This window comes from Lysobacter solisilvae (genome assembly GCF_016613535.2).
GTDB lineage: Bacteria > Pseudomonadota > Gammaproteobacteria > Xanthomonadales > Xanthomonadaceae > Agrilutibacter > Agrilutibacter solisilvae.
Window position 1 is genome coordinate 1252664 of record NZ_CP071518.1, and the last position, 24264, is coordinate 1276927.

Genomic DNA, 24264 nt, shown 5'->3' on the forward strand with positions numbered 1-24264 from the left:
TTTCCACGAGCGGCTCTCCCGGCCTATCCTGTGGCCTGTCACGCGGCCAGGCCGTCCCCCGATCCCGCATGCAAGCCTACGTCTACAAGAGCCTTCGCAAGGCCGACACCTACGTGTATCTCAGCGCGCGCGATGATTTCGCGCGCCTGCCCGAGCCGCTGCGCGCGCAGCTGGGCAACCTGCAGTTCGTCCTGGAAGTCACCCTCACGCCCGACCGTGCGCTGGCCCGCGAGGATGCCGGCGTGGTGCGGGCGAACCTCGCCTCGCGCGGGTTCCACCTGCAGTTCCCGCCGACCGTCCTGGATCCGATGACCGAGGACTGGGGCACCGATGCCTGAGGCCGTCGCCCCTCCGGCTCCGCGCGCGCGCTTGCCGATACTGGCCACGCTCGGAGCCGGTGCCCTGTTGACGCTCCTTGCCGCCCTGGGTGGCGCGGTGGCCGCGATCGCACTCGCGCTGGCCCAGCCTGCATTTGCCCTCGCCGTATCGCAGTGGCGGAGCCAGCCCATGGCACCGCGCGCCCTGCTGCGCGAGGCCGCATGGCTCGCCGCCCTGTGGGGCGCAGCGTTCGCCGTGAGCTTCGTGATCGTGGCCTGGCCGCTGCAGGCCCTGCTTCGCGGCGGCTCGCTGGCGGCCGCGCTGGGCTTGAGCTTCGCCGCCGGCCTGCTGCTGATCGCCGCGTGGCGCGTGTGGCCCGTGTGGTTCGGGCAGGAACGCGACGGCGGTCTGCTGCCGGAGCACTGGCGTGCGCTGCCCGATTTCGTTCCCGGCGCCTGGCGCGGACTGGCGGTCGCCGGGCTGGTCGCAGTGCCGGTCGCGGGCGCGGTCGTGCTGGCGTGGCCGGAGGTGCTGACCAGCGGCACCGCGCGCTGGACGCTCGCCGGGCTGCTGCTGGTCGCCTCGCCGGTGATCCATGGGGTGCTGCAGCGCGTCGCGCCGCCCGAACGCATTCCCGAGAACGAGCCTGTCCCCGCAGCCGAGGATTTCGACGGCGCCGAGGATGTCCTGCTGTCCGGCCTGCACCTGGAATCGGAGCTGTACGCCGCCGCGCGCGGCGGACGCGTCGAACAGGCCCTGCAGCTGATCGATGCCGGCGCCGACGTGCATGCCGGTCCGTCGCCCGACGAGCGCGACCAGCGCAGCCTGCCGGTGCTCGCCGCGGTACTGCCTGACCTGCGCCTGCTGCGGGCGCTGATCGCGCGCGGCGCCGACCTCAACCTCGCCCACGCCGGCATGACGCCGCTGCTGGCCGCCACGCGCGACAGCTGGCACGGCCGCCCCGACGCGGTGATGACACTGCTGGCCAATGGCGCCGACCCGCGCGCGGTCGACCATGACGGCAACACCGCGCTGCACCACGCCGCGCGCAGTTCCGACCCGGGCGTGGCGGCGCTGCTGCGCGATGCGGCCGCCGAGATCGACGTGCTCAATGTCGACGGCCTGTCCCCGCTGGGCGTGGCCTGTGCCGCCGGCAACTGGCGCCTGGCCAAGTTCCTGCTCGAGCGCGGGGCCAAGCCCGAGCCCGCCGGCGGCCAGCCGACGCTGCTCGCCGCGGCCGGCACCGAGGAGGACGACGCCGCGGGCGTCGGCCTGCTGCTCAAGCACAAGGCCAAGGTCGACGCGCGCGATGCGCAGGGCCGCACTGCACTGATGGAGGCCGCCCACGCCGGCCACGCCGAGATCGTCGAGGCGCTGCTCGCCGCCGGCGCCGACGCCGCCGCGGTCGACCGGCTCGGCCGCACGCCGCTGCTGGAGGCCGCGCGCGGTGGTCGGCTGGCCGTGCTCGAACGGCTGCTCGCGCACCTGCCGCGCGGCGGTGCCCAGGAAGCTGCGGCCGTCGACGCCCACGGCCGCGGTGCGCTCGCACTTGCCGCGATGTCGGAGAACGCCACCACCGGCTTGATCGAGCGCCTGCTGTCCCTCGGCCTGGACGCCGACGCGCGCGATTTCGAGGACAAGCGCGCGATCGACCGCGCGGCCGAATCCGGGCGCTGGGCGCTGGTGGCGGCACTCGACCGCGCCTACCCGCTGCCCTCGGCGGTGAGCGACGCCGGCGACACGTCCGACGCACCGCTGCCCGACCGTGCGCCGGCCGCCTTGCTGCGCGAAGGCCTGCACGAGCGCCGCGGCACCGAACTGGGCGGCCCTGGCACACCTGCTGTCGCCGGCCGAACTGGGCGCGCTGCTGCATGACGAGCCGCCCGCGCCGTCGCCCGAGCAGGTCGATCGCCTGCTGGCCTGGGGCGCGGATCCGGGCGTCCGTGACGTCCACGGCGACACTCCGCTGTTCGCGCTGCTGACGCGTGGCCCGTCCGCGCTGCCCGCGCTGCAGGCGCTGCTGCGCCGGGGCGTCTCGCCCGCCGGCGCCGGCGGGCTGGCGCGGTTCCTGTCCGCGTGTTCGGCCAGCGAACAGGCCGCGCGCGGGCTCGAATACTTCGCCCTCGACCTGCTCGAACGCGGCGCCGATCCCTTCGCCCCGTCGGCGTCGGGTGATCCCCCGCTGGCCCTGTCCGTGCGACTGGGCTGGTCGCGGCTGGTCGACCGGCTGCTGGCCATCGGCGTCAACCTGGATGCGCGCGACAGCCATGGCATGAGCCCGCTGCACCTCTGGCGGCGGCGCTGGGCCGCGAGGCGATGCTGAAGAAGCTGGTCGCCCATGGCGCGTCGCCCGATCTGCTGGCCGCCGACGGCCAGACCCCGCTGGGCGTGGCGCTGGCCTCGGGCCGGCGCGATCTGGCCGACTGGCTGGACTGGCGCGGCTGGCCACTGCCGCGTCGTCCACTGCACGCGCAGGACGTCCCCGCCGCCGCCATCGTCGGCGACGCCGATGCGGTCCGCCGCCTGCTCGACCTCGGCCTGCCGGTGGACGCGCTCGACAGCCAGGGTTGCAGCGCGCTGCTGCGCGCGGCCGGCGGCGGTCATCGCGCGGTGGTCGACCTGCTGCTGGCGCGTGGGGCCGACGCCCAACGCGCCGCTCATTCGGGCGCAACGCCGCTGTCGGCGGCGGTGAGCATGCGCCACGTGGAGATCGTCGATCGCCTGATCGCCGCCGGCGCCTCCCTCGAACAACGCCTGCCGGGCGACCTGACCGTCCTCATGGTCGCCTGCGCGCTCGGCCTGCCCGACATGGCCGCGCGCCTGCTCGCCGCCGGTGCCGACGTGCATGCGAGCGACGCGCAGGGCCGCATGGCGCTGCATTGCGCATCGATGTTCGGTTTCACCGCCCGCGAGCGCGCCCGCCTGGTCGCGCTGCTCGACACGCTGCTGCTGGCCGGCGCCGAAGCCGACCTGCCGGCGGGCGGCGCCACGCCGCTGCTGCTGGTGCTGGGCGCGCGCGCCGAACCGGGATCGGCGGCGGACGAAGACGTGCTGATGGCCGGCCTGGACCAGCTGCTCGATCATGACGCGCGCCTGGACGCGCAGGACCCGCGCGGCTTCGGTCCGTTGCACCTGGCGGCGCTGCACGGCCTGCTGCGCGTGACCCAGAAGCTGCTGCGCGCCGGCGCCGACCCGATGCAGCGCGACACGCTCAACCGCACGCCGCGCGAGATCGCGGTGATGCGCGGCTTCGTCGACATCGCCGCCGAACTGGCGCCGGTACCGTCCGCGCAGGGCGGCGGTAGCGACGTCTCGATGGCGCGCTACCTGCGCGACAACTGACCGCCCCGATCGCACCGAGCGCGTCGGAAGAATTTGGCGCGGCCCGGGCGCGGTCCCCTGCGTGGCACAATCCGCGCATGACGCACGACGATGAATCGCCCCGCCCCGACCGCTCCCGCGCGTTCCGCGCCCAGTGCGTGATGGCCGCCGGGTTCGCGGTGGTCGCGCTGGTGGCCTGGTGGAGCAGCGGCACGGCGCCCGACGTCGAGGACACGATCGCCGGGCAGATCCGTGCGCTGACCATGCCCGCCCTGCTGGCGGCGGTGTGTGCCACGGTCAACGCGCTGGCCCTGCATCGCGGACGCACGCTGTCGCTGATGCTGCGGGCTTCGCCGATGCTGGTCTTCCTGGCCGCCCTGGTGTCGCTGAGGCTGCTCGGCTAGCGCGTGGTGCCGTCGTCCCGGCCGCGCGCCCCGGCGTTCATTCCTCTTCTTCCTCGTCGACCTCGGTGATCGTGCCCAGCACGCCCTCGCCGACGTCGGCACTGAACAGGTTCTCCAGCTCCCGCCGCGCGTCCTGCACGGTCTGCAGCAGCGCGTCCTCGTCGTCCTGCACCAGGTACTGCGCACGCAGCAGGCGTTCGTCGTGTTCGCGGAAGCGGCGCACGTGGTCCGACGCGACCGCCGGTGCGACCCCGACGTCCACCAGCACGCGCTCACCCATGATCAGGCTGGAGTGGAGCAGCTCGCGTATCGCGTGCGCGCCGGTGTCCATCAGTTCCCAGGCGTGGCGGCGATCGCGGGCGCGCGCATAGACCACCGCCTTCGGATACAGCTGGCGGATCAGCTGCACGGTGCGCAGGTTTTTTTCCTGGTTGGCGATGGCCACCACGAACACCCGCACGTGTTCGGCGCCGGCCGAGCGCAGCAGGTCGGCCCGCGCCGGGTCGCCGTAATAGATCAGGTTGCCGAAGCGACGCGAGAAATCGACCTGCTCGATGTCGTCCTCGATGGCGATGAAGGGCGTGCGGTGGGCGGCGAGCAGGCGGCCGACGACCTGCCCGAAACGGCCGAAGCCGGCGATCAGCACCTGCGGATGCCCCTCGGGGATCGTGTCGAACGCGCGCGCCGGCCGGCGCGCCGGATGCGCGGCGAGCACGCGCGACACGGTGAACACCAGCAGCGGCGTCAGCGCCATCGACACGCCGACCGCGGCGACCAGCCGGTCCCGCACGGCCAGGTCGATGAGTCCGGCCCGACTGGCTTCGGCGAAGATCACGAAGGCGAATTCGCTGCCCAGGGCCATGATCGCCGCCAGCTGCCACGCCTCGCGCCGGTCCAGGCCGCCCGGACGCAGCCCCACCACCCACAGCAGCACGAACTTGACCCCCATGAAGCCGGCCACGAGCGCGGCGATGAGCATGGGTTCGGCCAGCACCCGGACCAGGTCGATGCTCATGCCCACGGCCATGAAGAACAGGCCCAGCAGCAGGCCCTTGAATGGATCCACCTGCGACTCGAGCTCATGGCGGAATTCCGAATCCGCCAGCAGCACGCCGGCCAGGAACGCGCCCAGGCCCGCCGACAGTCCCACCGCCTGCATCAGCCACGCCGCGCCCAGCACCGTCAGCAGGGCCGCGCCGGTGAACACCTCGGGCATGCGCGTGCGCGCCACCACGCCGAACATCCAGCGCAGCACGAAGCGGCCGCCGATCACCACGATCGCGATGGCGCCGATCGCCTTGGCGATGGCCAGCCAGGCCGGGCCGGTGCCTTCGGCCTGGGCCTGGCCCATCAACGGGATCGCCGCCAGCAGCGGGATCGCGGCCAGGTCCTGGAACAGCAGGATGGCGAAGGCCAGGCGGCCGTGTTCGCTGGTGAGCGTCTTGCGTTCGGACAGCAACTGCAGGCTCACCGCGGTCGAGGACAGCGCCAGGCCCAGCCCGACGATCAGCGCGGCGCGCCAGTCCAGCCCGCCCCACAGGCCGGCGCCGACGGCCAGCACCGCACCGCAGGCGACGAACTGCGCGCCACCGGCCCCGAACACCGGCTTGCGCATCACCCGCAGGCGCGAAGGCGACAACTCCAGGCCGATCACGAACAGCATCATCACCACGCCGATCTCGGCCGCGGTCAGTACCGGCGCCGCATCTCTGACCACGCGCGCGCCGTACGGACCCAGGGCCACGCCGGCCGCGAGATAGCCCAGCACCGCGCCCAGGCCGAAGCGACGGAACACCGGCACGGCGATCACCGCCGCGAGCAGGAATACCAGTGCCAGTTCCAGACCGCCGCCGTGCATGCGCACCTCCGTCCGGTGATTATGCCGCGCCCGGAACGTTAGACTGCGCCGTCGACAGATGGCCCGGAGGGCAAAGCATGGCGCTGTACCAATGGATGATCGCGGGAATCCTCGCACTGGGCCTCTCCACCGGCGCCCATGCCGCGGCGCGGCCGCGCGCCGAGGGCAGCATGCTGGTCCAGGGCACGATCGAGGTGGACACCCAGGGCGCGGTCACGCGCTTCTCGCTGGACCACCGCGACGCGCTCCCGGCGGACGTCGTGAAGATGCTCGACGGCACCATCCCGCTCTGGCGCTTCGAGCCGGTGCGGGTGGATGGGCAGCCGGTGGCCGCGCGCAGCGACATGAACGTGCGCGTGGTGTTGAAGCCCCTCGAGAAGGGCAAGTACTCGCTGGGCGTCAACGGCGCGACCTTCGGCGACCGATCGGCGCCGAAGGAAACCCGGCCGGTCTCGAAGAAGCTCACGCCGCCGGATTACCCCATCGGCGCCGGGATGCAGCGCGGCGAAGGCACCGTCTACGTCGTGGTCAAGGTCGGTCGCGACGGCAACGTCGAGGACGCCATCGACGAACAGGTGAACCTGACCGGCTACAACAAGTCCTACCGCGAGAGCGTCCGCGCCGAACTGGCCAAGGCGGCCCGCATGGGCGCCCGGCGCTGGCATTTCGATCCGCCCACCGCCGGCGAAAAGGTGGACGCGCCGTACTGGACGGTGCGCGTGCCGGTGGTCTTCAGCCTGGGCCTGCCTGGCCCGCCCAAGCCGGGGCAATGGGAAGTCTATGAGCCCGGCCCGCGCAAGCAGGTGCCGTGGGACGACAGCAATAAGGACATCGCCTTCAGCCCCGACGCCCTCCCGCCGGGCGCCGCGCACACGATCGGCGACGGCCTGCGGATGCTGGGCGCCGCGCCCTGAGGCCAGGGGGCGCGTGCTTGAAGCACGTGCCTTCCCGCTTCGTGCTTTTCCTGCTTCGGGTGCGTGAGCTTCCGATGCGTGCCCCATACGTCCACGCGCTCGAAGTTCTCGCCCCGCGCCGGTATCCTCGCGCGCTTCGGAATGCGGGCGAACGGAACACGATGAAGCTGCGGACGGTGCTGCTGGCGGGGCTGGCGTGGGCAATGGGCGGCGCGATGGCGATGGCGGCCGAGCCCGCGCCCATCCGCGATGGCCTGGAAGCCTCGTTGCTGGTGACCGGATTCGTCGAGGTCGACGCCTCCGGCCACGTCACCCGGTTCGGCGTGGACCGGCGCGAGATGGTGCCCCAGGCGGCACGCGCGCTGGTCGAGACGGCCGTGCCCACCTGGCGTTTCGAACCGGTGCGCGTCGACGGCCGGGCCGCCGCCGCGCGGCGCGAGATGAGCCTGCGCGTGGTGGCGCGCCCGGATGCGACCGGTCAATCCTTCACCCGCGCGATCACCAGCGCCGCGTTCGGCGAGCGCATGGACGATCGGGCGCAGCGCCGCTCCGCGGGGCGGATGAAGCCGCCGGACTTCCCGCAGCTGGCGATGCAGATGCGCGCCTCGGGCGCCGTCCACCTGCTGGTGAAAGCCGGCCCCGACGGCCGGGTGCAGGACGTGTTCGTCGAGCAGGTCAACCTGATCCACATCGACGATGGCCGCGTCCTTGGACGTGCTGCGCACGCAGTTGTCGGAGGCCGCGCGCAGCGCCGCCCTGCAGTGGCGCTTCAAGCCTTCCGCGCGCCGGGAGCCGGCGCAGTCGCCGTTCTGGCTGCTGCGCGTGCCGGTGCTCTTCAACTATTCCGGCCTGCCCTATCCGCCCTATGGACAGTGGCAGGGTTACCTGCGCGGCCCGTGGCAGTTGTCGCCCTGGTTCGCGCAGCTCGATCCGGACGATGTCGTCGCCCCGCCCGATGCCTTGCCCTCCCACATCCGGTATCGCGCGGGCAGCGGCCTGAAGCTGTTGACCCCGCTCCAGTAGCCCTCGTCACCCGGGCGCTGTCGCGCCTGCGACCTCGCCGCCGCGTCCGGAGGCCGCCGCCGATTGCGTGTAAGGTTAGGACGAAGCCAAGGGAGAGACCGGGGATGACCCGATTCGCACGCAGGCTGCTGCCGTGGTGCGCGTTGTACGGCGGCATTTTCGGGCTGTCGGTCGTGATGGCCGCCAACCCCGCCAGCGGGTATTTCCGCATCGGCGAGTCCCGCCTGGACGTGCGCCACGCGATCGCGGTGATGGTCGAGCCCAACGACAACCCCGACGATCGCCAGACCTTGATCTACCTCAGCGCGCAGCCGCTGGACGCCGCGCGCGCCGCGGCCGCCTTCGATGCCGACGACGGCGTGCGCGAACAGGAGCCCGACGGCGGCTACGTCCGCATCTGCCTGGACGCGTCGGGTGAGGATTGCGGGCTGTTCTATTCCCCAGAAGGCTTCAACAGCGGCGGCTACGGCGAACTCGCACTGGAGGCCGGCGACGCGCGCCGCGTGGCCGGCCGTTACCACCTCGACCAGCCCGAGGAGTTCTTCGGCAAGGACTACCAGTTCGACCTGCGCTTCGATGCACCCGTCACGCCGGCGCCGGGCACGGCCCTGCCGGCCGGGGGCGCCGCGCCGGGCCAGGCCTACAACGCCTATCTGGCCGCGCTGGCCAAGGGCGACCTGCCCGCGCTGCGCGCCATGGCCGGTGACGAAGGCCGCTGGCGCTATCCGGAGGACGATGCCACCGCCGCCAAGGAGGCCCTGAAGTCCGCGCGCGACGGACAACCCGTGGTGGCGGAGATCTCGCGCGGACGCCAGCACGGCGACGAGGCGGTGTTGTGGGTCACCGGCGTCGACCGTGACGAGATCCCCCGCGCCGGCCGCGTGCTGATGCGCAAGGGCCCGCAGGGCTGGGTGTACGAGGAATCCGACCTCGACAGCGTCGAGGAGCAATAGCCCGGCAGGGCCCGCCGCCCGTCGGCCGGCGGCCCCGGTTCCGCCCCCGCGCAATCGAATTCAACGTCCCGGGCCCGCCGCGCCGTTGGCGGATCGCCCCCGACAGCCCAGAATCACGGTCCGCCCGTGGAGGGATCGGGCCGATCCGCGGCTGCGAGTTCCGCCGGCTGCAGGATCCTCCCGCCCCATGCAATCCAACGGTCTGTCGTTCCACCACCCGATCGCCTTCTGGTTCGGCTGCCTGCTGATCATCGCCGGCGTGTTCTCGCATGCGCCGATGTTCCTGATGGGCCAGCACACCCACTGGCAGATGGTCGGCATGCCGATGGACGGCCTGATGATGGCCGGCATGGCGGCCATTCCGGTCGGCCTGGCCTTCGCCACCTACGGCCTGATGCCGCGGCTGGAACAGATGCGCCTGGCGCGCCAGGGCGATGCCGGCCACCTGCACTTCCACGTCGCCGATGGCGTCGCCCTCAACATCGAGCACTGGAAGCTGGTCGCCGTGCTGGTCATCGCGCTGGCCGTCGATGTGATGAAGCCGGCCACGCTGGGCTTCGTCATGCCCGGCATGAGCGCCGAATACGCCATCACCAAGCCCACCGCGAGCCTGCTGGCGCTGGTGGCGCTGACCGGCACGACGGTCGGCTCGGTGGTGTGGGGCCGCGTCGCGGACCTGTTCGGCCGGCGCGCGGCGATCCTGCTGGGTGCGCTGATGTTCATCGGCACCGCGATCTGCGGCGCGATGCCCGCGTTCGAGTGGAACCTGGTGATGTGCTTCCTGATGGGCGCCTCGGCCGGCGGCCTGCTGCCGATCACCTTCACCCTGATGGCCGAGACCGTGCCCGCCGCGCACCGCGGCTGGCTGCTGGTCGCGCTGGGTGGCATCGGCACGTCGGCGGGTTACCTGCTCGCAGCGGGCGCGGCCGCCGTGCTGGAACCGATGTTCAGCTGGCGAGTGCTGTGGCTGCTGGGCCTGCCCACCGGCGCGCTGATCGTCGTGCTCTACCGCTACATCCCCGAATCGCCCCGCTTCCTGTCCAACGCCGGCCTGGAAGAACAGGCGCGCGCGGTGCTGCGCAAGTTCACCGGCGGCGCCAGCGACGCGGTGGAGCCCGACGACGCCCGGCATCCCGGCGCACCGCACATCGACGACCAGCACCCCGTGATCGGCGTGCGCCAGCTGCTGCGCGGGCGCCATGCCAGCATCACCTGGGGCCTGCTGATGTGCGGCGTGGCCTGGGGCCTGGCGAATTTCGGTTTCCTGCTGTGGCTGCCGGTCAACCTCACCGAGCTGGGCGTGGATCCCAAGGCCGCCAGCGGCCTGCTGGCGAAGTCGGCCATCTACGCGCTGCCCGGCATCGCCGTGGTGATCTGGCTGTACCACCGCTGGAGCAGCTTCAAGTCGCTGGTGCTGTTCATCGGGCTGACCACGCTGTCGCTGCTGGCCTTCTTCGCCATGGGCATGATGTCGGTGCGTTCGGAGGCGCTCACGGTGGTGGCCACCGCGTCGCTGCTGATCAGCATCAGCGGCGTCATCGCGATGCTGATTCCGTACGCGGCCGAGATCTACCCCGTGCATCTGCGCGGCACCGGCTCGGGCGTCATCGCCGCCAGTTCGAAATTCGGCGGCATCCTCGGTGCGGGCCTGGGCGTGCTGGGCTTCTTCAGCCATTTCGCGTGGTCGGCGCTGCTGATTGCCGTGCCGATGGCCGTGGCCGCCGTGATGCTGCTGCGCAGCGGCATCGAGACCCGCGGCCACCGGCTGGAAGACATCCAGGACGCGCTCACGGGCTGAGCCGCGCCCGCGGCGCCGGGCCGCAGAGCCGTCCGGGCTGCAAACGTATGCAGCCATCGCGTCGACGCCGGCGCGGTTAGGCTGTGGGAATGACCCCGACGAGCCTGACGCGCACTTCCGCCTCGCTGCTGGTGATCTTCGGCGCCACCGGCGACCTGGCCCAGCGGATGCTGTTTCCTTCGCTGTATGGCCTGGCCCGCGACGGCCTGCTGGCCCCGGCGCTGCGCATCCTGGGCACCGCGCGCAGCGAACTGGATGCGGCCGATTTCCGCCATATCGTCGCCGGCGCCGTGCAACGCCACGTGCCGGCGGCCGAGTTCGACGCGACGGTGCTCGAAGCGCTGCTGGCACGCATCGACTACCGCAGCGCCGACACCGCCGATGCCGCGTCGATGCAGCAGCTGGGCGACACCATCACCGGGCTGCGCCACGGTGATGTGGTCTATCACCTGAGCACCGCGCCGCGCTTCTACGCCCCCATCTGCGACGCCCTGGGCGCGCAGGGCCTCGCCGGCGAGGGCACGCGCGTGCTGCTGGAAAAACCCATCGGCCACGACCTGGCCAGCGCGATCGCGATCAACGATGGCGTGACGCGCGTGTTCGACGAGGCGCGCGTGTTCCGGGTCGACCACTACCTGGGCAAGGAAGGCGTGCAGAACCTGCTGGCGCTGCGCTTCGGCAACGCGCTGTTCGAGCCGCTGTGGAACGCGCGCCACATCCAGCAGGTGCAGATCACCCTGGCCGAGACGGTGGGCGTGGAAGGGCGGGGCGACTACTACGACCATTCCGGCGCCATGCGCGACATGGTGCAGAACCACCTGCTGCAGCTGCTCTGCCTGACGGCGATGGAGCCGCCCTCGCAGTTCGAGCCCACCGCGGTGCGCAACGAGAAGCTGAAGGTGCTGCGTTCGCTGCGTCCGATCGGCGCGGCCCAGGTGGCCACCGAGACCGTCGCCGGGCAGTACACCGCCGGCGCGGTGAACGGCCAGCCGGTGCCGGGGTACCTGGATGAGCTGGGCCATGCCAGCCGCACCGAGACCTTCGTGGCCCTGCGCGCGCACGTGGACAACTGGCGCTGGTCGGGCGTGCCGTTCTACCTGCGCACCGGCAAGCGGCTGCCCAGCCGCACCACCGAGATCCACCTGCAGTTCCGCGCGGTGCCGCATTCCATCTTCGGCGGCGTGCAGATGGCACCCAACTCGCTCACCATCCGCCTGCAGCCGCAGGAGCAGATCGAGCTGCGGCTGATGAGCAAGACGCCGGGGCTGGACCGCGCGGGCCCGCGGCTGTCGCAGGTCGCGCTCGACCTCGACATGCACGAGGAGTTCGCCGCGCATCGGCGACGGCCCGCCTACGAACGTCTGTACCTGGATGCGATCGAGGGCAACGGCACGCTGTTCGTGCGCCGCGACGAGACCGAGGCCGCCTGGGAATGGGTCGACGGCGTGCTGGATGGATGGCGCCATGCCGACCTCGCGCCGCGCCCGTACGCGGCCGGCACCTGGGGTCCGTCGAGCGCGCTGGCGATGGCCGAGCGCCACGGCCACAGCTGGCGCGAATGAACACCCGCCCGCCGTCCGGCGGCGCGCGCCGCCCTGCGCAGGAGCCGACCTGATGGCCTGGTCCGAACACGAGCACCACGACACGTCCGCGCTGGCGGTCGCCCTGGCCGTCGCGCTGGCCCAGGCCGTGCGCCATGCGCTGGAGGCCCGCGGCCATGCGTGGCTGGCCCTGGCCGGCGGCCGCACGCCCCTGCCCGCGTACGTGCTGCTGGCGGCGGCCGACCTGGACTGGGCGAACGTGTCCATCCTGCCCACCGACGAGCGCTGCGTGCCCCACGCGCATCCGGACTGCAACGGACGCGCGCTGGAGGAGGCCTTCGCGGCGGCGTCGGGCGTGACCATCCAATCGCTCACCGTCGCCGACGGCGATGCCGCACGCTCGCTCGCCCATGCGCGCGCGCTGCTGGCGCCGCGCCACGCCACGCCGTTCGACGCGGTTGTGCTCGGCATGGGCGGTGACGCGCATACGGCCTCGCTGTTCCCCGGCGCCGACGGCCTGCTGCGGGCGCTCGACCCGCAGGGCCAGCAGGACGCCTGCCACCTCTGGTGCCACGGCCGCTGCCGCCGGAAGCGCCCTTCGACCGCATCAGCCTCACCGCGTCGCGCCTGCTGCGGGCGCGCGAAAGCCTGCTGGCGGTGACCGGCGAGGGCAAGCGCGCGGTGCTGCATCGCGCACAGGCGGGCGCCGACCCCGCCGTCATGCCCGTCGCGGCGATACTGCACGCGCCGTTGGCCGCCCTGCAGATCCACTGGAGCCCCTGAACGTGCCCCGCGCCCCGCATCCCATCGTCCTGCATCCCGTCGTGGAGCGCGTCACCGCCCGCATCGCGCAGCGCAGCGTCGCCACGCGTGCCGAATACCTGGCGCGCATGGACGCGGCGCGCGACCAGGGGCCCGCGCGCACGCGCCTGGCCTGCGGCAACCTCGCCCACGGCTTCGCCGCGGCGGGCCCGGACAAGCCGCAGCTGCGCGGTGGCGCCGGCGGCAACATCGGCATCATCACCGCCTACAACGACATGCTCTCGGCCCACCAGCCGATGGAGCAGTACCCGACCCTGATCCGCATGGCCGCGCGCAACGCCGGCGGCACCGCGCAGGTCGCCGGCGGCGTGCCGGCGATGTGCGACGGCGTGACCCAGGGCCGCACCGGGATGGAGTTGTCGCTGTTCTCGCGCGACACCATCGCCCTCGCCACCGCCGTGTCGCTGTCGCATGACATGTTCGATGCCGTGCTGTGCCTGGGCGTGTGCGACAAGATCGTGCCAGGCCTGCTGATCGGGGCGCTCAGCTTCGGCCACCTGCCGGTGATCTTCGTCCCGGCCGGCCCGATGACCAGCGGCCTGCCCAACAAGGAAAAGGCCGCGGTGCGCCAGCGCTACGCCGAAGGCCTCGCCACGCGCGAGGAACTGCTCGAAGCCGAGTCGGCGTCCTACCACGGTGCGGGCACCTGCACGTTTTACGGGACGGCGAATTCCAACCAGATGCTGATGGAGGTGATGGGCCTGCACATGCCCGGCACCGCCTTCGTCAACCCGGGCACCACGCTGCGCGACGCGCTCACCGTGGCCGCGACCGAGCAGGCCCTGCGCATCACCGCGCTGGGCGAGCACTACCGCCCGCTGGCGCGCACGCTGGACGAGAAGGCGATCGTCAACGGCATGGTCGGGCTGGCCGCGACCGGCGGCTCCACCAATCACGCGCTGCACCTGGTCGCCATCGCGCGCGCGGCGGGCCTGCTGATCGACTGGGACGACCTGGACGAACTGTCGCAGGTGACGCCGCTGCTGGCCCGCATCTATCCCAATGGCAGCGCCGACGTGAACCATTTCCACGCCGCCGGCGGTGTCGGCTTCGTCATCCGTGAACTGATCGGTGCCGGCCTGCTGCATCCGGACATTGCCTGCGTCCACGGCGGCGACCTCCTCGACCAGGCCCGCGAACCCTGGCTCGACGGCACCGCGCTGGCCTGGCGCGAGCCGCCCGCCGCGTCGCTGGACACGCAGATCGTGCGCCCTGTGGGTGAACCCTTCGATCGGGAAGGCGGCCTGCGCCGCCTGCACGGCAACCTCGGCCGCGCCGTGGTGAAAGTGTCGGCGGTGGCGCCCGAACTGCGCGCCATCACCGCCCCGGCGCGCGTGTTCGACGAACAGGACGCCCTGCTGGAGGCCTTCAAGGCCGGCCGGCTGACCGACGACTTCGTCGCCGTCGTGCGCGGCCAGGGGCCGCGTGCGAACGGCATGCCCGAGCTGCACAAGCTCACCCCGCCGCTGTCGGTGCTGCAGGATCGCGGCCAGCGCGTCGCGCTGCTCACCGACGGCCGCATGTCGGGCGCGTCGGGCAAGGTGCTGGCCGCCATCCACGTCTCGCCCGAGGCCGCCGACGGCGGCGCCATCGCGCGCATCCGCGATGGCGACCTGATCCGCATCGACGCCGACGCCGGCACGATGGAGGCCATCGTCGACCCGGTGGTGTGGAACGCGCGCCTGCCCGAGCACGCGCCACTGCAGCCGCATCGCGCGGGCCTGGGCCGGGGAGCTGTTCGCGCTGATGCGCAACCAGGTCGGCACGGCGGAGCAGGGCGGCTGCAGCCTGTTCGCCGCCGAGCCTGATGGACCGCGGCCGCCTGCCGCGCAGCGGGGAGTGCCGACGTGAGCGGCGCGCCGGCAGGCGCGCTTGCGCTGGTGGCCGACATCGGGGGCACCAACGCGCGTTTCGCACTGACCGACCCCGGCGCGGCCTCGGCCGAACTGCGCGAATGCCGCGCGCTGCGCAACGCCGACTTCGCCAGCCTGCAGCATGCGGCCGAGCATTACCTGGACAGCGTCGGCGTGCAGCCCGCGCGCGCCGCCATCGCGGTGGCCTGCCCGGTCAACACGGACGAGATCCGGCTGACCAACCGCGCCTGGTCCTTCAGCCGGCGCGAGCTGCAGCACGCACTGCGGCTGGACGAACTGTGCATGCTCAACGACTTCGGCGCCGTCGCCTGGGCCGTGCCCGCGCTGCAGGCTACCGACCGCGCGCACCTGTTCGGTCCCGTCGCCGCGACGCTGCAGGGGCCGGTCACGGTGATGGGCCCGGGCACCGGGCTGGGCGTGGCGATGCTGGTCGGTGACGCCGCCGAGGGCTGGCGCGTGGTGGAAACCGAAGGCGGCCACGTGACCTACGCGCCGATCGGCGAGGAAGAGGAAGCCATCGCGCGCTGGATGGCCGCGCATTTCGGCCGCGCGTCCAACGAGCGCGTGCTGTGCGGCAACGGCCTGGCCCACATCGACGCCGTGCTGCGCGGCGCGGTCAACATGGACACCGGCAAGCCGACCTCGCTGCGCGAACCGGCGCAGATCGTCGATGCCGCGCTGGCCGGCCATGACGTCGCCGCGCGGCGGACGCTGGCGCGCTTCTGCGCGGTGCTGGGCAGCGTGGCGGGCGATGCGGCGCTGATCCACGGCGCGCGCACTGTCGCCATCGCCGGCGGCATCGTGCCGCGCTTTATCCCGTTCCTGCGCAGCAGCGCGTTCCGCGAGCGCTTCCTGCTCAAGGGGCGCTTCGCCGCCTACCTCGAATCGGTGTCGATCTTCGCCGTCACCCATCCGCAACCGGGGCTGCTGGGCGCCGCCATGGCCCTGCGCACACCCGCGCCCGGTGCCGGCGCCGCGGCGCCGCGCACGCCCTCACAGGACACGCCCCTACAGAGCACGCCATGAGCCTGGACTCCGAACAGATCGCGCGCCGCCTCGACGACGTGCTGACCCAGGCGCCGGTGGTGCCGGTGCTGGCGATCGACCGCATCGACCAGGCCGGCCCGCTGGCGCGCGCGCTGGTGGACGCCGGCCTGCCGGTGCTGGAGGTGACACTGCGTACCCCGGTCGCGCTCGACGCGATCCGCCGCATCCGCATCGAGGTGCCGGCCGCCGTGGTCGGCGCCGGTACCGTGCTGACGCCCGCGGACCTCGCGGCGGTCGACGCCGCCGGCGCCGCGTTCGCCATCGCCCCCGGCGCCACGCCCGCGCTGTACGCGGCGGCGCAGACCAGCGCGATTCCGTTCCTGCCCGGCATCGCCACCGCCAGCGAACTGATGACCGGGCTCGAGCAGGGCTACACGCGTTTCAAGTTCTTCCCGGCCGAATCGGCCGGCGGCGTCGGCGCCCTGCGTGGCTTCGCGGGGCCGTTTCCGCAGGTGAAGTTCTGTCCCACCGGCGGCATCGACGCGGCGCGCGCGCCGGCCTACCTCGCCCTGAAGAACGTGATCACCGTGGGCGGCTCGTGGATGGTGCCGACCGACGCCCTGGCGGCGGGCGACTGGGACCGCATCGGCGCCCTGGCGCGCGAAGCGGCGGCCCTGCGCCCGCCGCGCTGACCCCGCCAGCCCGCGGCGGCGGTCTGGGCCCGGTCGCCTGAGCGAAGGCCGCCGGACCGCAACGTTTGGCTTTCAAACCCCGGCGTTTGGCTTTCGCAGCCCAGCGTTTGGCTTTCAAAACCCAGCGTTTGGCTTTCAGAGCCCAGCGTTTGGCTTTCAAAGCCCAACGTTTGGCTTTCAGACCCCAGCATTTGGCTTTCAAAGCCCAAGGTTTGGCTTTCGGACCCCAGCGTTTGGCTTTCAAAGCCCAACGTTGGGCTTTCAGACCCCAACGCTGGGCTTTCAAAGCCCAACGGTCGGCTCTCAAACCCCATAGGGCGGGTCTTGACCCGCCGCGGGGACCTTCGGGATGGGGGCGATGGCGGGTCGAGACCCGCCCTGTAGCAAGCGCCCAAAGGCAAGGAATCTTCGGGGGATGGGCGATGGCTGGTCGAGACCCGCCATATACCAAGAGCCCTCAAGGCAGCGGCGCTGGATCCGCTGCCTCCGGGAAAACCGTGCGCGGCCCATGTCGCGCGGTCGTCCGAAGGCAGCGGATCCAGCGCCGCTCCCTGATTCACACGTCAGCCGGCCGGGCTGGCGGCCACGTTGCGCGAGCCCAGCAGCCGGCTGCCGATCACCGCGAAGGCGATCGTCGCCACCAGCGTGATGGCCATCAGGTGCAGGTAATGCAGCGGCGTCCAGACGAAGGTGAACACCGCGTACAGCGCCACCCCGAACACCAGCGCCCAGCGCAACGCGCGCGCATTGGCGCCACGCACGAAGATGGCGACGATGAAGGCGGCCAGCACCGGCATCGAGTACAGGCCATTGAGCTGCTGCAGGGTGGCGATGATGCTCTTGGCCTGCGCGTACAGCGGCACCAGCGCCAGCGACACCAGCAGGAACACCACCTGCACGATCTGGCCCAGCCGGCGCGCGTCGGCCTTCGGGTTGATCATCGGCAGGTGCAGGTCGACGGTGTACAGCGCGGCGGCCGAATTCAGGCCGGCGTTGTAACTGGAAAGCACCGCGCCGGCGATCGCCGCGGCAAACGCGCCCGACAGCCACGGCGGCAGCACGTCGGCGACCAGCCGGCCGTAGGCCACGTCGTCGACGTCGCCGTACAGCTTGAAGGCGATGATGCCCGGCAGCACGACGATGAAGGGCGTGAGGAACTTGAACAGCACCGCCGCGTAGATGCCCTTCTGCGCCTCGCGGATGTTGCGCGCCGCCAGCGCGCGCTGGGCGATCACCATGTTGGTGCCCCAGTAGAAGATGTGCGCGAACACCATGCCGGTGAACAGCGTCGACAAGGGGATGTCCGAATCAGGCGCGCCCCACAGCGTCAGCCGCTCGGCGGGAATGCCCGAGAAGTCCCAGCCGATCGCCTGCAGCGCGAAGAAGGTGACCAGTCCGCCCATCACCAGCAGTACCACGCCCATGTAGGTGTCGGAGATGGCCACGCCGCGCAGTCCGCCCAGCGCGGCGTAGGCCAAGCCGACCAGTGCGAACAGCACCGAGATGGTCATGATCGACAGGTCCGGCTGGAACATCGACTGCATGAAGCGCGCGCCGGTGTAGAGCACCATCGGCAGCAGGATGAACATGTAGCCCAGCAGGAACAGCAACGACACCGCGCGCCGCAGGGCCGGGTCGCCCAGGCGCTTCTCCAGCAGTTCGGCGGTCGTGGTGCACTTGTACTTGTAGTACATCGGCACCAGCACGTGCGCCAGCACCAGCAGGCCGGCGGCGGCGCCGAACTCCCACCAGACCTGCAGCATGTTCTGCGCGCCGTTCATGCCGACGATCTGCTCGGCACTGATGTTGGTCAGCAGCAGCGAGCCGGCGATGAACGGCCACGACAACGTGCCGCCGGCGAGGAAGAACTCGTGCGCCGCGTCGGTCGTGTCGCGCCGGGCGTGCCGGACCTTCCACCAGGTGGCCACGGCCACCGCGGCGGTGAGCGCCAGGAACACGAAGATCTGCACTGCATTGGAATCCATGGGGTCTCCCTGGGCCGGTCAATACGCCGCGGCCACCGGCAAAAAAAAGCCCCTGCCCGCGAGGAGCAGGCAGGGGTGTTGCTTCACAGCTCGCGCATGCGCCTGCGCGGTCAGAACTTGTAGTTGACGCCGAGCAGGTAGGTGCGTCCGTATTCGGAGAACGTGTTCGGGCGACCGGAGCCATCCAGCGTCTGGTACGGCTCGTTCTCCAGGTTGTTGACCTGCAGCAGGAAGGACAGGTCCTTCATCGGGCCGCTCTGCAAGGTGTAACCCAGCTGCACGTCCGTCACGGTCTCGGCGCCGAAGACCCGCTTCTCGCGGTCGCCGCCGAAGCCCTGCACCTCGCCCACGAAGTCGGAGCGATGGCGTGCGCTCACGCGCGCCGCGAAGCCCCAGCGTTCGAAGTAGACCGTGCCGTTGGTGACGTACTTGGACAGGCCCGGCAGCGGTTCGTTGGGCCGGGTCGGGCCGTAGGGCTGGATGCTGCTGTCGTTGTCGGCGTAGTTGGCCTGGATGCCGAAGCCCAGCAGCGGCTCCCAGAGCAGGTCGAGGGGAATCGACACCGCGATCTCGTGGCCGCGGACATAGCCGCCGGTGCCGTTGGCCGGCCGCGAGAAGCGGCCGATGGGCGACAGCGACGGATCGATCAGGTTGGGCGGGAACGCGGTGTCGCGGATGTCGAAGAAGCCTTCCTGCGTGTAGATGTAGGTCTTCAGGTCCTTGAAGAAGTACGCGGCGCTGACATAGCCCTTGCTGCCGCCGAAGTACATCTCCCACGACAGGTCGTAGGCGTTGGCGAGCCACGGCTCCAGCTGGGTGTTGCCGCCGGTCATGGCGTAATGCGGGACCTGGAACTCGTCCGGGTAGTTGGGGTTGGGCGGATTGGCGAAATCGATGGCGATGTCGTTGTTCACCCGCAGCTCGTCCATGCGCGGACGCGCCATCTGCCGGGCCGCGCCGAAGCGCAGGTACTGGTCCCAGGGCAGCTGGAAGGACAGGTTGAGGCTGGGCAGGTAGTGGGTGAAGCTGGCGCTGTCGGAGACCGGACCGCCTGAGGCGCCCAGCGGCAGCGACTGGAAGCCATCCGAGCTCTGCTGCGCATTCACCACCTGCAGGCCGACGTTGCCGCGCACCGGGACCGGGCCCAGGTCGGTGTTGATGTTGCCCTGCACGTACAGCGTGGTGACTTCCTCGTGGACGTCCCAGTTCTTCTTGGAGATGTCCGGGTGGTTCTTGGGATTGAGGATGTAGACGTCGTTGAGCAGGCCCAGCGCATCCAGGCCCAGGAAGGTGATGCCGGCGAAGTTGAGGTCCGAGGAAGTGATGTACTGCGGCGGTATCGCCATGCCCTGGTTTTCCGCCGACGTGCAGCCCACCGTCAGGCACAGGGTGTTCTCGAACGACGAACGGGTCTTCTTGCGGTCGGTCAGGTTGACGCCGAACTCCAGGCTGCTGAACATGCCTTCGTCGAACGTGCGTTCCAGGTCGAAGCGCACCGAGGTCAGGTTGTCGGTGACGTCGAAGTCCTTCAGGTAACCGGCCTGCGCGCGATCACCGCCCCAGCCACCCGGATCCATCAGCAGGAAATTCGCCGGGTCGGTCAGGTCGAGGCTGAAGTCGAAATCGAAGTAGCCGTCCGGGTTGTGGGTGGCCACGACGTTGTCGTCTTCCACGCCCGGTGCCAGCCGGGCGTAGGTCTCCAGGATGCGCTCCTCGCGCTTGGTGCTGGAATTGCTGATGTCGGCACGCAGGGTCCACTGGTCGTTGAGGCGCAGCTGGTGGTTCCAGCCAATCGCGAACAGGTCGTCGTAGGACGCATTGACGTCGTTGCGGATCACGCCGAAGTTGACGTTCTGGAATTGCACGCGGGTGGCCAGGTCGGCGTCGCCTTCGCGCGAGACGACGTTGCCGGTGCCGCCGGTGGAGAACTGGAAGCCGCGCTTGGTCTCCTCGCGGTCGAACTTGGAGTAGAACAGGTCCAGCGTCGTCGAATACATCTCGTTGGGACGGAACTCCAGCACCCCCATGAAGCCCTTGCGGGTGTTGTCGCCTTCCACGTCGAAGATGTTGCCGCCGTTGATCACGCCGGAGTCGTAGCCCCAGCCCTCGAAGACGTGCGACTGGGTCGGGTTGTTGAGCTGGGCGTAACCCAGCGCCAGGCCGACGGTGTTGTCGGCGAACTGGTCGATGTAGGACGCACTGAAGCGGCTGCCGTGCAGCTTGTCGTCGTCGTGCTCGATCTCGTTCATGTCGCCGCGCAGGTTCAGCGCGACCACCGGTTCCTTGAAGTCCAGCGGACGCACCGTATGCAGGTCGATCGTGCCCGACAGGCCCTGGCCGATCAGCGAGCCGTCGGGCGTCTTGTAGACGACCACCGAGTTGATCAGCTCCGACGGGTACTGGTCGAACTCCACGCCGCGGTTGTTGCCCGGGCTGACCTGTTCGCGGCCGTTGAGCAGGGCCGTGGAGAAGTCGCCGGCGAAACCGCGGATGTTGATTTCCTGCGGGCGGTTGCCGAAGCGCTGGGCGGTCAGGCCCGGCAGGCGCGCGATGGAGTCGGCGATGGAGGTGTCGGGCAGTTTGCCGATGTCCTCGGCCGAGATCGCTTCCACGATCGAGGTCGAGCTCTGCTTGGTGTCGATCGATTTCTCGATCGAGGCGCGGATGCCGGTGACGGTCACCGTGTCCAGCGTCTTGGCATCCTCGTCGGAGCGTTGATCCGGCTGCGCCTGTTGCGGCGGCGGCGGAGTGTCCTGCGCGTGTGCCGCGGTGGCCAGCATCAGTGTGGCCGAGGCCAGCGCCATGCTCAGCAGATTACGTTTCAACTGCACCATCATCCCCTCCGGTCATGAACATCGAATCGCGCGCCGGGCCCCCTGTCGGCCCGTCGCGCGTGAACGGATCGACCGTTGCCGGGATCCGCTGCGCCCCTGTATCGCCCGGCGATGGTAGTCCCGGCGCACCCCGCACAAATTTCCCTGCATACGTATTCATGACAAGGTCATGGCAAGCGCGGGCGGTCGCGACCGCCACGGCGTGGAATAGTCCGGCGGCCGGCAGGTCGCGACCGGCCGCTGCACGCACGGGAGGAATGCCGATGGACACGCACGCACTGGGCAACGCACTGGGCAGGCGCGCGTCGGGCAGGGGCGGCGCGATCCGCGCGCGCGCATGGGCCTGCGCGTTGGGCCTGTTCGCGGGCGCCGCGAGCGGCGCTCCCGCGCCGATGGACGGCCGCCTGCACACGTGCCCTCACCCGACTGGCGCGACCAGGTCGTGTATTTCGTGATGCTCGACCGCTTCGACGACGGCGACCGCGGCAACAACGACCAGGGCGGCGGCGAGTACGACCCGGCCGATCCCGCGCGCTACAGCGGCGGCGACCTGGCCGGCGTGACGCGGCGCCTGGATTACATCGCCGGCCTGGGCGCCACCGCGGTCTGGGTGACGCCGCCGGTTGCGCACCAGTGGTGGAGCCGGGTGTCGCGCTACGGCGGCTACCACGGCTACTGGGCGCAGGATTTCAGCCGGGTCGACCCGCACTTCGGCACCCTGTGGCCGACTACCAGCGGCTCTCGCGCGGCCTGCATGCCCGCGGCATGTACCTGATCCAGGACGTGGTCGTGAACCACGTCGCCGACTACTTCGGTTACGCAGGCCAATGGAATGCGCAGGACCCGGCGGCGAACTTCGTGCTGCATCCGGCCGGGGGCGGGCCGCAGGCGCCGACGCTGCCGCCGTTCTCGCTCAACGACGCGCGCGACCCCGCGCAGCGCGCGGCGGCGATCTACCACTGGACCCCGCCGATCCGCGACTTCGCCGACCGTCGCCAGGAACTGGACTGGCAACTGGCGGGGCTCGACGACCTGAACACGGAAAATCCGCGCGTCCAGGCCGCGCTGCGCGCCGCGTACGGCAAGTGGATCGGGGCGGTCGGGGTGGATGCCTTCCGCGTCGACACCGCCTTCCACGTGCCACCCGCGTTCTTCGACGGCTTCATGCATGCGCCCGATGCGACGCAGCCCGGCATGGCGGTGGCGGCCGCCGCCGCGGGGCGCAGTGATTTCCTGGTCTTCGGCGAGGGCTTCGGCATCGACCGGGCGTTCGAGGAAGGCAATGCCCGCAAGCTGGAAACCTACGTGCGTGGCGAAGATGGCCGCGCGCTGCTGTCGTCGATGATCAACTTCCCGCTGTACGGCACGCTGGGCGATGTGTTCGCGCGTGGGCGGCCGACCGCGGAACTGGCCCATCGCATCGGCAGCGTGATGCGTGTGCACGCGCGCCCGCACCTGATGCCCAGTTTCGTCGACAACCACGACGTCGACCGTTTCCTGGCCGGCGGCAGCCAGGCCGCACTGCGTCAGGCGCTGCTCGCGCTGATGACCCTGCCGGGCATTCCGACCATCTACTACGGCACCGAACAGGGCTTCACCGCGCAGCGCGGCGCGATGTTCGCCGCCGGCGTCGACGCCGGCGGGCGCGACCACTTCGACCCCGCGAGCCCGCTGTACCGCTACCTGCAGCGCGCCATCGCCCTGCGCCGCGGCGAGCGCCTCTACTCACGCGGCGTGCCTACCGTGCTGGCGCACAACGCGGCGGCGCCTGGCGCGATCGCCTGGCGCATCGACCACGAAGGGCAGTCGGCGCTGGTCGCCTTCAACAGCGCCGACACGCCGGCCCTGCTGGACAACCTCGGCGTCGGCCTGCCGCCCGGCACGGTGCTGCGAGGCGCGTTCGCAATCGACGGCGAAGCGCCCGCGATCGTGCTCGACGCCGCCGGCCGCGCCAGCGTGGTGCTGCCGCCACGCGCCGGTTTCGTCTGGCGCCCCGACGCCGGCGCGCGCGCGGATGCCGGGGAAGCTGCGGCGGCAACACTCGCACTTGAGCCCGGTCCGGCGCGCGCCGACGAGGACTTCGATCTGCGTGGCCGCGCGACAACGGAACTGGCCCCGAAGCTGGTCGTCGACGGTGACCTCGCGCGCGCCCTGCCGCTGACCGTCGGCGCCGACGGCCGCTTCGCCGCGCGCGTGGACACCCGCGACATGCTCGATCCGGCGACGGAACATTGCGCGGTCGCCTGGGACGAGGCGAGCGGCACGACCTCGGCGCGCCACTGCTTCACCGTGGCGCGAAACTGGCGGCGCGCCGTCGATCACACCGATCCCGCGGGCGACGACCGCGGGCCCGGCGGGCGCTACAAGTACCCGCTCGACGCCGGCTGGCGGGCCCACCATCCGGCCGACCTGCGCGGCGTGCGCGTCTGGACTTCGGGCGGCGCGTTGCGCGTGCAGATGACTATGGCGTCGCTGAGCCGCGCCTGGAATCCGCCCAACGGCTTTGACCATGTTGCCTTCACCGTGTTCATCCAGGTGCCCGGCCGCGACGGCGGCGCGACGGTCATGCCGCAGCAGTACGCGACGCTGCCCGGCGGCATGCGCTGGCATTACCGCCTGCGTGCGAACGGCTGGTCGAACGCGTTGCACGACTTTACCGGGGCATCGGCCACGCTCGAGGGCCGCAGCGTGACGCCCGGTGCGCGGATCGACAGCGACCCGGCCGCGGGCACGGTGACCTTTACCCTGCCGGCGCGCGCGCTGGGCGATCCGGCGACGCTGGCCGGCGCGCGCGTGTACGTCAGCACCTGGGATTACGACGGCGGATTCCGCGGACTGGAGCCGCAGGCCGGGCCGCACACGTTCGGCGGCGGCGACGCGGCCCGCGATCCGCGGGTGATGGACGACTCGGGCGTCCTCGTGCTGCCCTGAGTCGTGCCC

Annotated in this window: 16 protein-coding genes and 2 pseudogenes; 14 read left to right on the plus strand and 4 right to left on the minus strand. The window is 71.2% G+C overall.

Annotated elements, in window-relative coordinates; genetic code table 11:
- The first annotated feature begins 68 nt into the window (after nt 1-68).
- From I8J32_RS05485 to I8J32_RS05495, 3 genes and pseudogenes are all read left to right on the plus strand, one after another.
- Nucleotides 69-338 (plus strand): YcgL domain-containing protein, encoded by a 270-nt coding sequence (locus tag I8J32_RS05485; RefSeq protein WP_200614573.1) that lies wholly within the window; start codon nt 69-71, stop codon nt 336-338.
- Nucleotides 331-3660, plus strand: a pseudogene (locus I8J32_RS05490) (ankyrin repeat domain-containing protein). Before I8J32_RS05485 ends, I8J32_RS05490 begins: the two are co-directional and overlap by 8 nt.
- A gap of 77 nt (nt 3661-3737) precedes the next feature.
- On the plus strand, nt 3738-4043 hold the full coding sequence (locus tag I8J32_RS05495) for a hypothetical protein (RefSeq protein WP_200614571.1): 306 nt from the start codon (nt 3738-3740) through the stop codon (nt 4041-4043).
- A 37-nt stretch (nt 4044-4080) separates the two neighbouring features.
- Here the strand turns inward: I8J32_RS05495 and I8J32_RS05500 are convergent, their stop codons facing one another.
- Nucleotides 4081-5901: a monovalent cation:proton antiporter-2 (CPA2) family protein gene (locus tag I8J32_RS05500; protein WP_200614570.1), complete on the minus strand. Its 1821-nt coding sequence runs from the start codon at nt 5899-5901 to the stop codon at nt 4081-4083.
- A gap of 778 nt (nt 5902-6679) precedes the next feature.
- On the minus strand, nt 6680-7540 hold the full coding sequence (locus I8J32_RS17555; RefSeq protein WP_245156427.1) for a hypothetical protein: 861 nt from the start codon (nt 7538-7540) through the stop codon (nt 6680-6682).
- Here I8J32_RS17555 and I8J32_RS05510 point away from each other — a divergent pair.
- The 9 genes and pseudogenes from I8J32_RS05510 to eda all read left to right on the plus strand — a co-directional run bounded on the left by I8J32_RS05510 (nt 7512) and on the right by eda (nt 16505).
- Complete coding sequence (locus tag I8J32_RS05510; protein ID WP_207526809.1) at nt 7512-7838, plus strand: hypothetical protein; 327 nt, start codon at nt 7512-7514, stop codon at nt 7836-7838. The two genes, I8J32_RS17555 and I8J32_RS05510, sit on opposite strands and share 29 nt — an antisense overlap.
- A gap of 104 nt (nt 7839-7942) precedes the next feature.
- Nucleotides 7943-8791: a hypothetical protein gene (locus I8J32_RS05515; protein WP_200614566.1), complete on the plus strand. Its 849-nt coding sequence runs from the start codon at nt 7943-7945 to the stop codon at nt 8789-8791.
- Nucleotides 8792-8978: 187 nt separating this feature from the next.
- A complete protein-coding gene (locus tag I8J32_RS05520; RefSeq protein WP_200614564.1) occupies nt 8979-10589 on the plus strand; it encodes an MFS transporter in 1611 nt (536 codons plus the stop codon).
- An 89-nt stretch (nt 10590-10678) separates the two neighbouring features.
- Complete coding sequence (zwf, locus tag I8J32_RS05525; RefSeq protein ID WP_200614563.1) at nt 10679-12151, plus strand: glucose-6-phosphate dehydrogenase; 1473 nt, start codon at nt 10679-10681, stop codon at nt 12149-12151.
- A gap of 52 nt (nt 12152-12203) precedes the next feature.
- Nucleotides 12204-12791: a 6-phosphogluconolactonase gene (locus I8J32_RS05530; RefSeq protein ID WP_207526810.1), complete on the plus strand. Its 588-nt coding sequence runs from the start codon at nt 12204-12206 to the stop codon at nt 12789-12791.
- On the plus strand, nt 12698-12913 hold the full coding sequence (locus tag I8J32_RS18045; protein ID WP_207526811.1) for a 6-phosphogluconolactonase: 216 nt from the start codon (nt 12698-12700) through the stop codon (nt 12911-12913). Before I8J32_RS05530 ends, I8J32_RS18045 begins: the two co-directional genes overlap by 94 nt.
- A 23-nt stretch (nt 12914-12936) precedes the next feature.
- Nucleotides 12937-14803 (plus strand): annotated as a pseudogene (gene edd / locus I8J32_RS05540) (phosphogluconate dehydratase).
- The gene (glk, locus tag I8J32_RS05545; RefSeq protein ID WP_200614559.1) at nt 14800-15852 is read left to right on the plus strand and encodes a glucokinase; all 1053 of its coding nucleotides are present in this window, start codon (nt 14800-14802) and stop codon (nt 15850-15852) included. The pseudogene edd and the gene glk overlap by 4 nt, the downstream one beginning before the upstream one ends.
- Nucleotides 15849-16505: a bifunctional 4-hydroxy-2-oxoglutarate aldolase/2-dehydro-3-deoxy-phosphogluconate aldolase gene (gene eda, locus I8J32_RS05550; protein WP_200614558.1), complete on the plus strand. Its 657-nt coding sequence runs from the start codon at nt 15849-15851 to the stop codon at nt 16503-16505. Before glk ends, eda begins: the two co-directional genes overlap by 4 nt.
- 563 nt (nt 16506-17068) lie before the next feature.
- Here the strand turns inward: eda and I8J32_RS05555 are convergent.
- Entirely contained in the window at nt 17069-18490 is a 1422-nt protein-coding gene (locus I8J32_RS05555) for a solute:sodium symporter family transporter (RefSeq protein ID WP_200614556.1), read from the minus strand.
- Nucleotides 18491-18600: 110 nt separating this feature from the next.
- A complete protein-coding gene (locus I8J32_RS05560; RefSeq protein WP_200614555.1) occupies nt 18601-21315 on the minus strand; it encodes a TonB-dependent receptor in 2715 nt (904 codons plus the stop codon).
- A 421-nt stretch (nt 21316-21736) separates the two neighbouring features.
- Here I8J32_RS05560 and I8J32_RS17800 point away from each other — a divergent pair, with 421 nt between their 5' ends.
- On the plus strand, nt 21737-22099 hold the full coding sequence (locus I8J32_RS17800) for an alpha-amylase family glycosyl hydrolase (RefSeq protein ID WP_207526812.1): 363 nt from the start codon (nt 21737-21739) through the stop codon (nt 22097-22099).
- Entirely contained in the window at nt 22045-24255 is a 2211-nt protein-coding gene (locus I8J32_RS17805; RefSeq protein ID WP_207526813.1) for a glucodextranase DOMON-like domain-containing protein, read from the plus strand. Before I8J32_RS17800 ends, I8J32_RS17805 begins: the two co-directional genes overlap by 55 nt.
- Nucleotides 24256-24264 lie beyond the last annotated feature (9 nt).

What these genes read in the sequence shown, in the direction of transcription:
- zwf (WP_200614563.1), top strand. Translation starts at nt 10,679, where the DNA reads ATGACCCCGACGAGCCTGACGCGCACTTCCGCCTCGCTGCTGGTGATC.
- I8J32_RS05500 (WP_200614570.1), bottom strand. Translation starts at nt 5,901, where the DNA reads ATGCACGGCGGCGGTCTGGAACTGGCACTGGTATTCCTGCTCGCGGCG.
- I8J32_RS05485 (WP_200614573.1), top strand. Translation starts at nt 69, where the DNA reads ATGCAAGCCTACGTCTACAAGAGCCTTCGCAAGGCCGACACCTACGTG.
- I8J32_RS05530 (WP_207526810.1), top strand. Translation starts at nt 12,204, where the DNA reads ATGGCCTGGTCCGAACACGAGCACCACGACACGTCCGCGCTGGCGGTC.
- I8J32_RS05510 (WP_207526809.1), top strand. Translation starts at nt 7,512, where the DNA reads ATGGCCGCGTCCTTGGACGTGCTGCGCACGCAGTTGTCGGAGGCCGCG.
- I8J32_RS05495 (WP_200614571.1), top strand. Translation starts at nt 3,738, where the DNA reads ATGACGCACGACGATGAATCGCCCCGCCCCGACCGCTCCCGCGCGTTC.
- eda (WP_200614558.1), top strand. Translation starts at nt 15,849, where the DNA reads ATGAGCCTGGACTCCGAACAGATCGCGCGCCGCCTCGACGACGTGCTG.
- I8J32_RS05515 (WP_200614566.1), top strand. Translation starts at nt 7,943, where the DNA reads ATGACCCGATTCGCACGCAGGCTGCTGCCGTGGTGCGCGTTGTACGGC.
- I8J32_RS05520 (WP_200614564.1), top strand. Translation starts at nt 8,979, where the DNA reads ATGCAATCCAACGGTCTGTCGTTCCACCACCCGATCGCCTTCTGGTTC.
- I8J32_RS05555 (WP_200614556.1), bottom strand. Translation starts at nt 18,490, where the DNA reads ATGGATTCCAATGCAGTGCAGATCTTCGTGTTCCTGGCGCTCACCGCC.